The 12,218-nt window shown below is 53.2% G+C and carries 11 protein-coding genes; all 11 read right to left on the minus strand.

The features are described 5' to 3' along the window. Window positions 1-15: 15 nt before the first annotated feature. A complete protein-coding gene (locus ACH518_RS15535; protein WP_445370166.1) occupies window positions 16-612 on the minus strand; it encodes an IS630 family transposase in 597 nt (198 codons plus the stop codon). Continuing rightward, entirely contained in the window at window positions 531-1,013 is a 483-nt protein-coding gene (locus tag ACH518_RS15540) for a helix-turn-helix domain-containing protein (protein WP_445370167.1), read from the minus strand. The genes ACH518_RS15535 and ACH518_RS15540 overlap by 82 nt, the downstream gene beginning before the upstream one ends. A gap of 56 nt (window positions 1,014-1,069) precedes the next feature. Next, window positions 1,070-3,901 carry a hypothetical protein gene (locus tag ACH518_RS15545; RefSeq protein WP_445370750.1) on the minus strand — a complete coding sequence of 944 codons (2,832 nt, stop codon included), beginning with the start codon at window positions 3,899-3,901 and terminating at the stop codon, window positions 1,070-1,072. Between the two features lie 152 nt (window positions 3,902-4,053). Beyond that, window positions 4,054-5,031, minus strand: a complete 978-nt coding sequence (gene cysK, locus ACH518_RS15550) for a cysteine synthase A (protein WP_445370751.1) — start codon at window positions 5,029-5,031, stop codon at window positions 4,054-4,056. Window positions 5,032-5,120: 89 nt separating this feature from the next. Beyond that, window positions 5,121-6,023, minus strand: a complete 903-nt coding sequence (locus tag ACH518_RS15555; protein WP_445370752.1) for a LysR substrate-binding domain-containing protein — start codon at window positions 6,021-6,023, stop codon at window positions 5,121-5,123. A 34-nt stretch (window positions 6,024-6,057) separates the two neighbouring features. Next, window positions 6,058-7,101 carry a sulfate/molybdate ABC transporter ATP-binding protein gene (locus tag ACH518_RS15560; RefSeq protein ID WP_445370753.1) on the minus strand — a complete coding sequence of 348 codons (1,044 nt, stop codon included), beginning with the start codon at window positions 7,099-7,101 and terminating at the stop codon, window positions 6,058-6,060. Window positions 7,102-7,206: 105 nt separating this feature from the next. Continuing rightward, window positions 7,207-8,079 (minus strand): sulfate ABC transporter permease subunit CysW, encoded by an 873-nt coding sequence (gene cysW / locus ACH518_RS15565; RefSeq protein ID WP_445370754.1) that lies wholly within the window; start codon window positions 8,077-8,079, stop codon window positions 7,207-7,209. 10 nt (window positions 8,080-8,089) lie between these two features. Beyond that, on the minus strand, window positions 8,090-8,917 hold the full coding sequence (gene cysT, locus ACH518_RS15570) for a sulfate ABC transporter permease subunit CysT (RefSeq protein WP_445370755.1): 828 nt from the start codon (window positions 8,915-8,917) through the stop codon (window positions 8,090-8,092). A 112-nt stretch (window positions 8,918-9,029) separates the two neighbouring features. Beyond that, window positions 9,030-10,034 carry a sulfate ABC transporter substrate-binding protein gene (locus tag ACH518_RS15575; RefSeq protein ID WP_445370756.1) on the minus strand — a complete coding sequence of 335 codons (1,005 nt, stop codon included), beginning with the start codon at window positions 10,032-10,034 and terminating at the stop codon, window positions 9,030-9,032. Window positions 10,035-10,235: 201 nt separating this feature from the next. Further along, a complete protein-coding gene (locus ACH518_RS15580; protein ID WP_445370757.1) occupies window positions 10,236-11,741 on the minus strand; it encodes an alginate export family protein in 1,506 nt (501 codons plus the stop codon). Between the two features lie 129 nt (window positions 11,742-11,870). Next, entirely contained in the window at window positions 11,871-12,044 is a 174-nt protein-coding gene (locus ACH518_RS15585; RefSeq protein WP_445370758.1) for a YezD family protein, read from the minus strand. Window positions 12,045-12,218 lie beyond the last annotated feature (174 nt).

Genomic DNA, 12,218 nt, shown 5'->3' on the forward strand with positions numbered 1-12,218 from the left:
TGGCTTGCTAAGCGCCTAGCAAAAAGTTAACGTGTATTGCGAGCCAAACCCGTGACCAATTTCGTCAATGGCTTGCTCAAGTTCATCCGGCGTAAATGTCTTGAATGGCAGCCATTCATATTTCATTTTATGCCACAGCAATTCAATCCGGTTCAGCTCGGGACTGTAGGGTGGCAGGAAATAAAATCGCATCCCTTTTTCTTCCAACAAATCCCAATAAGGTTTCAGTTTCTTGGCAGTATGAATGGATGCATTATCCAAAATCACTACCAAGGGTTTGCTGACGCGGTCGATCAACGCCATCAGAAAGCCAAAGAACCATAGACCATTTACGCTTTGCCACAGTTTAGCCAGTATTAATCGGCCGGATGACAGCATGGCACCGATCACATTCAAGCGTAGTGCACGCTTAGCAGTAATGGCATGGACTTCTCCGCTTTTTGTCCAAGCTGAACGATTCGGTGGTTGTGGCGCAAACCCCGCTTCGTCCACATAGGCCAATTCAATTTCACCAGCTTGAGCTTGCTTAATCAGTTCAGCGATGTCTTGTCGGGCCTGCTCGAAGCGCTCGGGATCGCGCTTTTTTTTAAACTGTAACGAGTGCGTTTCCACACATAGCCCATGCGTTTTAACTCGTTCCGCAAGGTGCCAGCACTAATCGTTACTCCGCACTCCGTCGTTAGACGACTAACCAATACCCGGCAGTTCAAAGGTTCCGCATCGATCCATTCCTTGAGTTGGCTTCGATGCGCGTCAGTCAACTTGCTCGGCGCACCACTACGCGGTTGATCCGGTAAGCTGTTTAGTCCGTTTCTCCACCACTTTCGTCGCCGCTCGCGGACTGCTTCCGGCTTCACCCCCTGATGCTCTGCAATAGCAACGACTGTTTGACCCTCGGATAACATCAAAATGGTTTCCGCACGCTCCCGTTCTCGCCAATCACTCCCTTTCTTGATGATTAGCTGTAGTTGCTCTCGTTCGCTTTCTCTCAATTCTATGGGCCTTACCCGCATTCCGTCGCCACCACCGTATCTAAAACCCTGCTATTTTACTGCATGCCTATTTGTTGTTAAGCGCTTAAAGAATGTTTCGGTTCGGGCGTCGATACCGCCTCCATTAATGCCCTAACGCATTGTTCTATTTTGAGTGCTTTATGATCATGCCGAATCTTATCAAGGCAATCGATGGCTGAGAGCGGCCGCCCATACTCAATCAACTTGTCCACGGCAAAAGCCAAATCGCTATCTGGTTGGTAGGGATTTACCCAAGCGTGTTGCCAATAATCAATCTCGGATTCATGTAAATGTTGAGCAACACGTTGCCATGTGCTCGGCTTAAACGGTAACTGACTATAAAACTGAGAAATTTGGGGCTTTTTCCATGTGGACATATCCAATCCGTCTGCCCATGGCCAACCATTTATGTGGAAACGAGTTCCAACAAAGGCTGATATAAAATTATCCAATTGTAAATTTTCTTTATTGAGATATTCCGGCAACAAAAACGCATCAATTTTATCGTCGGCGATATGCGCCAATGCTTGCCCAACCTGGTTAGGCGATTTCACGGTTTCGGCAAACCGGATAATGGTAGTAATACCATTTTGATCTAATAAATCTTTTGCCGCATCAATACGGCGCTGATTTAGTTTTTTCAGTTTCTCGTCCCAAGATATTTCATCGTCATATTGTTCAAAGTCTCGATTCGAAAACAAATGCTGGTAACGGATATAGGGAGTTGAAGGAGCCAATTTTTCCGCCACTTCTTCGATCGGCTTCAACAACGATTCATCTGCACTCCACTCCGCGTCTGGAAAGCGGCGATGTTTGGCAACAAATCCGACTAGTTTTTCCCACAATTTTTGTCGAACATCTTCATCAAAACCAACCACGGTTTCCGATCTCAATGCACTAAGCAATTGATCGTATGCAGGATTGGGCAAACTATCGAAGCGCTCGACCAAGGCTCCCAACCTGATCGGATCGTAACCCGCCATTGCAACGGCTTGCTCCGCGTAAAAGCTTATTTGTTGCCAATATTCTTGCTGGGTGACGCCTTTCTCCCAATCAGCCGGAATCACGTTTCGCCAAACAGGCTTATGCGCGCCAAACGATGACTGAAGTTGGTTGGGTAATAAATTCAGGATCAACGACCACGCCACATCGGGTTGATCATTCTTTAAGGTACGAATGACAGCTTGGCGCTTTTCAAATGGCGCGATGGTCTGGGGTAACCATGGCAGTAAAATCGTAGATAAAGAATTTGCCGGACGGTTGGACCATTTGCCGCCGGGATCATGGCTTGCGAGTTCACCAAGCAACGAGCAAGCGCTGACCAGATAGGCTTCATCCCAGGCTAACGTTTCCAAGGCCCATAGCAATCCAGTCAGATAGTTGCCACCATGTATTCCGTCGCCTTCTTGCGCGAATAGCTCGTCAAACGGACAAGGCGTTTGGTTTAACGCATTCCCGACAGCGCGTAAAAACTCCCTCGGCGCGGCTTCTGCTAAGGTCGGTAGCAAGTGATTTAGCGAACCCCATAGCCGCCAATCGGCGCCGGTGAATATCTCTCTGATTGCCAAAACAGCGGTAACCTCGGCCTTATTCAGGGAGCAATGAGTTAGCCAATCCGGATAAGCGCCCAACAATGCCAAACCCTCGGCGAATCCACTGCGCAAGCATTGGGAATGGGATAAAACTTTGCCGTAAATATTGGCTGCAAAGCGTTGATCGGCGGCTAATTCGAAACAGGGATCGCTTTCGCGCAATATCGAAACTGCGATTTGTTTGAATATATCAAGGTTCTGGTCAAACAATTTACCGCCAAGTGCTTGCAACAGCTCAATGCGGCGATGCACCGTCCACACGCCGTTTTTGATAGTAACTGGCGCATCGAGCAATGCTAACCAAGACTTAGGCTTTTGAATCCAATCGTTATAGTTCTCGCCAACCAAAGCGGTCACGACTTCCAAATCGGCCGATTTTTGTTCGTCCCAGCAGCCGATTAAGACTGCGATAGCTAGCGCGGTTGCATGTTGGTGCTGACTCCAATCGATTGGCTCAAGTGGTGTTTGGGATTTGAGCAACGCGGTTGGGAAATGGCTAACCTTTCGTTCCTGGAAAAGCGCTTTGATGTCTTCCGGTAAATTTTCCAGTGTGATCGTTCCGGCGCTCTGATTCCACGTTTGAACAATATCGACAATACGCGACCAAACCAATTGGGGTTCTGGCGTACTGAACTGAGAAATATGCGAATGCAATAACGACAGCACCACGCCTTCCTCTTTGCCCAGGTCATAACCCAGCCAGTGAAAATGTCTGAGAAAAGCATAGAGTTGATCGTCAGCGACATTGCGATTGCGGTTGGCGGATTTCAAGTGGTACCGGATCACTTCAAGTTTTTCGCTACTGCTCGACGGACTGAAGTTGGCTTGTTTGACGTTTCTGAAAAATTCGTCAACGCTAGCTGTGCGTTTAGCCTGTTCCAATAGCCATGGTACTGTTTGGAAATCTTTCGCTGTTAGTGGCCCCGTGATTAGCGCAATAACATCCTTGTTTTTATTGAAAATTCGTTGGTTGTTGAAATCGCTCCAGGCTGCGTCGATGACATCTTTTAGCTGTTTATCGCTTTTGACGAAACTAACAGCGTGCTTGACTTGGCCTAATAATTTCTGAGTTTCTCGGGTTCTCGCGTTTTCTACAAAAACGATCAAATCGTCGGTATCGAAGCCGTCAATTTTACCTTGCAATTTGACCTCGCTGATCGGCCAGCGAGAAAGGCACGGTACATGGCCACCAGTCAACATCAAGGTAACGAAACAGGCTTGAACATGAGCTTCGAAATGCGCCCCGCCGCCACCTGTAGAAAATGGATTGCTCAGTTGTTTTTTACCGTTAGCCACTAGTCCGTTTTGGTCGTAAATAAGTCACACATGAATACAGCGATAACTATTAGTATCCATTCTCAGCGCATAAAAACCAACCGCATTTGGAAATGGATATTGCTCGACGAGGATTGTGCATATCCTACGCCGAGCAACGAAATCACCACCGCTTATACCGCCACTCCCTGAGCATCGAACAAACCTTCGAACAAGGCCGAACTCAGATAACGTTCGCCCGAGTCCGGCAGAATCACGACGATGCTTTTGCCGACATTCTCTTCGCGTTTCGCTACCCGCACTGCGGCGGCGACCGCGGCACCGCAGGAAATGCCGGCCAGAATCCCCTCTTCCCGCGCCAAGCGCCGGGCATACTCAATCGCGTCGTCGTTGCTGACCCGCTCGATGTCGTCGACCAGCGACAAATCCAGAATGTCCGGCACGAAGCCGGCGCCGATGCCTTGGATTTTATGCGGCGCCGGTTGCAGTTCCTGGCCGCTACGGAACTGGGTCAGGATCGGACTGGCTTCCGGCTCGACCGCAATCGAGACGATGGGTTTGCCCTGCGTCAGTTTGATGTAACGCGATACGCCGGTAATGGTGCCGCCGGTGCCGACGCCGGAAACAAAGATGTCGATGGCGCCGTCGCTGTCGCGCCAGATTTCCGGGCCGGTGGTTTGTTCATGAATCGCCGGATTAGCCGGGTTCTTGAATTGTTGCAATAAAACATAGCGTTCCGGATCGGAGGCGACGATTTCCTCGGCTTTGGCGATCGCGCCTTTCATGCCCTTGGCGCCTTCGGTCAACACCAGTTTGGCGCCGTAGGCCACCAGCAATTTGCGGCGTTCGATGCTCATGGTGTCCGGCATCGTCAAGGTCAGCGGGATACCGCGCGCGGCGGCGACAAAAGCCAGGGCGATGCCGGTGTTGCCGCTGGTCGGTTCGATGATTTCCTTGCCTGAGCCCAGCAGACCGCGCTGTTGGGCGTCGTTGATCATGGCCGCGCCGATCCGGCATTTCACCGAATAGCCGGGGTTGCGGCCTTCGATTTTGGCCAGCAAGGTCACCGGCGCGCCGTCGGTGATGCGGTTGAGTCTGACCAGCGGTGTGTTGCCGATCGATTGCGAATTGTCGGGGTACCAATATGCCATGTTGATGTCCTTGCGCCGCAGCGGCGCGAATAAGTTAAATGCGTTAAATGCGTTGAAACAATCCCCTCCCATTGTACGCACCGTCCGATTTAAGAGGTAGCCCGGCCGCTGCCGGCGTTCAGCAATTCATCGATAAAGCAACGTAAATAAGTAGGCAGATACAGTTGCTTAAGATACGCCAATTTGGTCATCGAGCGCGGGATCAAATGCGCCAGATCGATACAGATCAGATCGCTGTCGTTGCCCGGCTCGTACGACGCACCGGAAATGATGCCCACTCCCAGACCGAGCCTGACGTAGGTCTTTATCACGTCCGAGTCGGCGGCGGACAAGGTGATATCCAGTTCCAAGCCGTGCTTGGCGAAGGCTTTTTCGATATTGGAGCGACCGGTATAACCCGGCGAATAGGTCAATAACGGATAGGACGCCAGCTTCTCCAGCGTCAGCTTGGCGTCGGCGAGCGGATGGCCCTGCGGTACGATCGCGACGTGGTTCCATTCGTAGCACGGCTTGATCACCAGCTTCTCGCTGTCCTCCATTTTCTCGGTGCAGATGGCGATGTCGGCTTCGTGGCGGTACAGCAAATCGATGATTTCGCCCGGCGACGACTGCACCATGTAAATCGTCACACCGGGAAATTGCGCCCGAAATTTGCGGATCGGCTCCGGCAACAAATACTTGGCCTGCGTGTGCGTCGTGGCGATGTGCAAGGCGCCGTTGCGGTTGGCCTGGTAGTCGTCGGCGATGGTCTGGATGTTGCGTTTGGCCAGATCGATACCTTCGATTTCCTGCATCACCCGTTCGCCCAGCGCGGTAAAACCCAGGATTTTCTTGCCGTGGCGTTCCAGCAGCGGCGAGCCCAGTTCCTCTTCCAGCAATTGAATATGCCGGCTGGCGGCCGATTGGACGATATTGACCTTGTCCGCGGCTTTGGACAGGTTGAACTGGGTTTCCGGCAGCAGGCGCAGTAGTTCCAATTGGCTGAAATTCATTGATGCACACTCCTTTGCCGAAGCCGGCTAGTCATCAGTTGAACCAATGCGCATGTTTGATCCGCAGCGCCACCCGGTCGCCCTTTTGTAACGCCAGTTCGCGGAACTGTTCATTGGGCATTTCGGCGTAAATCGTGGCGCCGGAACCGTTGGCACCGTCGCGGTTCAATTCCAGCCGGATCGTGCCGCCCAGATGTTGCCAGTCTTTCAGATAAACCGGGGCTTGATTCTGATCGACTGGTTTTTCGACGCCGATATGGTGCGGCCGGACATGGGCGACGATGCCTTGCGAGTCGTCGACAATCACGCCGCTTTGCTTGAGCCAGAAATGTTCCTCGTCGTCGAGTTTGAACACATTGGTCTGGCCGATGAAACGCGAGACGAAGTCGCTGGCCGGATGATCGTAGATTTCGCTCGGCGTACCCTTTTGCTCGATCTTGCCATGGTTCAACACCACGATCTGGCTGGAGACTTCCATCGCCTCTTCCTGGTCGTGGGTGACGAAGATGCTGGTCACGTTCAGTTCCTGGTGCAAATGCCGCAACCACAGCCGCAAGTCCTTGCGCACACTGGCGTCCAGCGCGCCGAACGGTTCGTCCAGCAACAACACCGACGGCTCGACCGCCAAGGCTCTGGCCAAGGCGATGCGCTGGCGCTGGCCGCCGGACAATTGGTCCGGGAACCGGTCGTGCAACCAATCCAGTTGCACCAAATTCAGCAAGTCGTGAACCTTCTTGCGGATGATCGCTTCGCTAGGCCGGTCCTTGTGCGATTTGACCCGCAAACCGAAGGCGATGTTGTCGAACACCGTCATGTGCCGGAACAGGGCGTAATGTTGAAACACGAAACCGATCTGCCGGTTTTTGACCGGCTGTTCGGTGACGTTGTCGCCTTTTAAATAAACCTCGCCTTGGTCGGCCTGCTCCAGGCCGGCAATGATCCGCAGCAAGGTGGTCTTGCCGCAGCCGGACGGTCCCAACAGCGCCACCAGTTCGCCTTCCGGAATGTCCAGGTTGATGTTGTCCAAGGCTTTGAAAGCGCCGAATTGTTTACTGATGTTTTGTAGGGTGATGCTCATTGGCTGCCTCTTTGAATCTAACTTGGTCATCGGTTTTAAGGCCGACGTGTTGGGTTATACCCATAGGGCACAAGCGCCTAGCGGCTAACCCAACCTACGCTTTATTTATTCCTTCGCCTTTTTCCGGTCTTCGCTTTGTTTCCATTCCAGCAGGGTTTTGAAGATCAGGGTCATGATCGCCAAGCCGGCCAGGATCGACGCACCGGCAAAGGCGGCGACGAAGTCGTATTCGTTGTAGCTGACCTCGACGTGCAACGGCAGGGTGTTGGTCAGGCCGCGAATATGGCCGGATACCACCGACACCGCACCGAACTCGCCCATCGCTCTGGCATTACAGAGCAGCACGCCGTACAGCAAGCCCCATTTGATGTTGGGCAGGGTAATCTTGAAAAAGGTCTGCCAGCCGCTGGCCCCCAAGGACAAGGCCGCTTCTTCCTCTTCGTGGCCGATTTCCTGCATCAGCGGGATCAATTCACGGGCGACGAATGGAAAGGTGACGAACAAGGTCGCCAGGACGATACCGGGCACGGCGAAGATGATCTTGATGTTATGTTCGGCCAACAGCGGCCCCAACCAGCCTTGCGAGCCGAAGATCAGCACGTAGATCAAGCCGGCGATTACCGGAGACACCGAAAACGGCAAATCGATCAAGGTAATCAGCAGGCTTTTGCCGCGAAACTCGAAGCGGGCAATGGCCCAGGCCGCCGATACGCCGAACACGGTGGTCAACGGCACCGTGATGGCGGCGGTCAGCAAGGTCAAACGCATCGCCGCCAGAGCGTCCGGATGTTGCAGCGCCGTGGCATACGCTGACCAGCCCTTGCTGAAGGCATTGATCAACACCGTCGCCAGCGGCAACACCAAAAACAGGCCGATGGTGGCCAGACTGATGCCGATCAGCACCAGCCGCACCCAGTCGGCATCTTTCAGCGCCAGCGCGTTGGCCGGTTTTCCTGCAGCTGAAGCAATTGCACTCATCGCCGTCTCCTTAAAGTTGGCCGCTACGGTGGCGCACCCACCATTGCAGGCTATTGATAAACAGCAGCAACAGGAACGAAATCACCAACATGGTCAGGCCGATTGCCGTGGCGCCGGCATAGTCGTATTGTTCGAGTTTGGTGATGATTAACAGCGGCACCACTTCCGAGATGTAGGGCATGTTGCCGGCGATAAAAATCACCGATCCGTACTCGCCGACGCCACGGGCAAAAGCCAAGGCAAAGCCGGTAATGGTCGCCGGCAGAATGTTGGGGAAAATCACTTTGATGAACGCTTGCCAGCGGCTGGCGCCCAGGCTGGCGGCGGCTTCTTCCATGGCCAGATCGAATTCCTGCAATACCGGCTCGACGGTACGCACCACGAACGGCAAGCCGATGAAGATCAACGCGAACACGATGCCCAAGGGTTTGAACGCAATCTGTACGCCGGTAGCTTCGATCACCCATTTACCGACCCAACCTTTGGGTTCGTAAATCGTCGCCAGCACGATCCCGGCCACGGCGGTCGGCAAGGCAAACGGCAAGTCGATCAGGGCGTCGAACAGTTTTTTGCCCGGAAACGGGTAGCGCACCAGGGTCCAGGCGATGACAAAGCCCAAGGCCGCGGCGACGGCGGCCGCGATCAAGGCCGCGCCGAAGCTGACTTGAAACGAGGCGATCACCCGCTTGTTGGTCAAAATCCCCCAAAACTGCTCCAGGCTCAGATTCAGCGATTTCAGCAACAAGGCGCTGAGCGGAATCAAGACGATCAGCGTCAGGTAGAGCAAGGTGAATCCCAGCGCGGGACGAAATCCGGGCATGATGTGGCTTTGTGGCATAACTATTTTTATGTAGGTCGGGTTAGCGAAGCGTAACCCGACGTTTGGCAATCGATTTGTCGGGTTACGCTTCGCTAACCCGACCTACATTTTCATTCGCAACAATATCTTTCTACGGCGTATAGATCTGGTCGAAATTGGCGCCGTCGTCGAAATGCTCTTTCTGCACTTGCGCCCAGCTGCCGAAGCGTTCGTTAACCGTGAACAATTCCAGTTTCGGGAAGCGTTTCATATCTTCGGCATCGGCGTGCTCGGGATGCGACGGCCGATAGAAATGCTTGGCCACCAGTTTTTGGCCGATGGGGGTGTACAGATAGTTCAAATAGGCGTCAGCCAGATCCTGGGTACCGTTCTTCTTGACCACTTTGTCGAGCACGGTTACCGGCGTCTCAGCCTTGATGCTGGTCGGCGGGACGACGATTTCATATTCGCTGGCGCCGAATTCCTTCAAGGCCAGAAAGGCTTCGTTTTCCCAGGTAATCAACACATCGCCGATGCCGCGTTGAATAAAGGTCGTGGTCGAACCACGGGCGCCGGAATCCAGTACCGGTACGTTTTTAAACAGCTTTTTGACGAAATCCTTGGCGGCGTCCTTGCTGCCGAATTTTTTCTCGCCGTAAGCCCAGGCCGCCAGATAGTTGTAGCGTGCGCCGCCTGAGGTTTTGGGGTTCGGGGTGATCACTTGCAAGCCATCCTTGGTCAGATCGCCCCAGTCCTTTATACCTTTGGGATTGCCTTTGCGCACCAGAAACACGATGGTCGAGGTGTAAGGCAGGCTGTTGTCCGGCAGCCGTTTTTGCCAGTCTTTCGGCAGCAAATTGGCTTTCTCGGCGATCTGGTCGATGTCGTAGGACAGCGCCAAGGTCACGACGTCGGCTTCCAGGCCGTCGATCACCGCCCGAGTCTGTTTGCCCCCGCCGCCGTGCGATTGCTGAACGTTAACGTCCTCGCCGGTTTTTTGTTTCCAGTACTTGATGAATTCCTTGTTGAAATCCTGATAGAACTCGCGGGTCGGGTCGTACGACACGTTCAGGATGGTCCGGTCCGCCACCGCCGTGGCGCTGGCCAGCAGGCCTAACGCAAGCAGCACGGATTTAACGGTGTAACTCAGCTTCATAATGACTCCTCAAGAGATTGATTCGGTACTCGGTAGCCGAAACGCCCGGCTTTAACACCTTTGGCGATATGGTACGCGGCCTTTTATCTGATTTAAAATGATCGTTTTCGAGATACATATCTTATTTAGGGATATAAAAACCCACGGCTCCGCCCGGCTCGACCAACCGGCCAAACCTGCTCAGGGGGAATGAGCGTTTAATTAATGATATTTGGGCTTGCCGTCGCCGAATGCGTTCAGCGAAACTTCGAAATAAAAGAAGTTGCTCGGTTCGTTGGTAAAAGGGCCGTTGGTTCTGGCCAAAGAGGTCGTATAGTCTCCGGGCGTGTAATGGGCGTAACTCAAGCTCCAATCCACGAAAGCATTCAACTTGTGGCGCAGGCGGATATCGAATTCGTGACCCATAAAGGTCTTGCCGTTGCCGTTACCCAAACCGGCCCGCCGCCATCCGCCGGCATCGCTTTCCAGCCAATAGGCGTTGTAACCGGTATCGATCCGCACATCCTTGTAGGGCGTAAATTCCAACCGCGCCTTGGGGGCATGAATGTTATCCCACGAGTAATAGTCGTTGCGCGACCAAGGCTGGTTAAAGCCGTAAAAAGCATCGAAGCGTTGATTGGTGCGGTCGCCGCCGGTTTTATCGCCGGTACCGTAGCCGTAATACAGGCTGGCGCGGGGTTTCCAGTCGTGGTCGAAGGTGTAACCCAACTCCAGCGAGTAAGCCAACGCGTCGTGTTGTTCGACGATCTGCGAATAGTTATTGCGGTTGGTTCCGGTCAAGCGACCTTGGTGACCGAACTGCTTGGTGATATCGGCATCGAAATCGAAGCCGCTGTCCCAAAACAAGCCGTAAACCCGTAAACCCGGTGAATAAATATCGGCATCGGCCTTGCGGTTGGCGTTGATCGGATTGCGCGGATCGCCATCGACGTGCTTACCCAGAAAATACGGTTGGATCGTCACATAGTCCGACCATTGCTTCCAACTGAACACCGCGCCATAGAACCAAGTATCTTCGTCGGGCTGGTCGAAGTCGTATTTCAAGCGGTCGACCGGTTGAAATACGAAGGTATCCAGATCCCAGTTGTTCTGCTTCTTGCCGAACCGCACCCGATAACCTTCGAAATTGTTGGTGGTATTGCGGAACTCGTTGTTACCGACCAAGCGCCGGTCCAGTAGCTCCAGATGCTGGCGACCGGCGCGAATGCTGATCGGCCGGTTATGGCCCAAGGCATTGGCGAAATACAACTCGGCATAGCCCTGGATCATTTCGAATTCGTTGACGTCGGCGTCGGTCCGCGAGTAGAGGCCGTTATAACTGCGGGCGTCCTCCAATTCCATGACAAAGCGTAGCGGATCGAGAATATCCTTTACCCCCAGAAAAGCCCGGGTTCGTAACAACCAGATATTGTCGGGATCGGGCCGGTAAACTCCGCTGTTGTTTGCCCCTACCGGGCGGTAATCGTTTTCCCGGTATTCGTAGCGGCTGCGAAAATCCAGACCGACGTCCAGCCACTCTACATTGCGGAATTGTTCGAATTGGGTTTTGCTCAAGTTACGCACGTAGGGCGGGGTATCGGGCGCAGGCTCAACGCGGTAGCCTTTGGTCGGCCGGTAATAATCCTCGGCAGCGGCGTTCCCAATAAGGCCGAGCAGTAAGCCGATCGCGCCGGTCGCCGATCGTGCGCTGATGTGTTTTCTTCTCATGGTTAACTCGTGTATTCGGTTGCAGACGTGGAATCAAAATTCCTGATTGGCTAACTTCCGGCGATCCGGTCGGTTATCGGTGCTATTGGTTTTTTCGCCGCGGGTACGGTAGAACTGGGGTTAGATGCGTCAGGCACTTTTCACACGAAACTTTTCATGTTTCTCGATTTGCACCACACGGCCGTCGTGCACCACGATTTCCACCGAACCGAAACGCATCCCCCGCAAGATGGCGATGACTTGCCTGACCAGCTCTTGCTGCTGGGCCGATGTTGAAAAGTCGGTTTCGAATTGGATTTGCATGTGGTCTCCGCGCGCATGAACTGCATAAGAACTCCCGTTGCGAAACATGTTACGAAAAACAAATAGCCGTTTGAAACGGTAAATATCGATTATTAAATCGAAAAAAAAGATAAAGCATGAACACACCAGTACATAGCAAAACCTGAGGGCAAAAAAAAAACGCCGGCCCTTGCG

The organism is Methylomonas sp. HW2-6 (assembly GCF_052474525.1).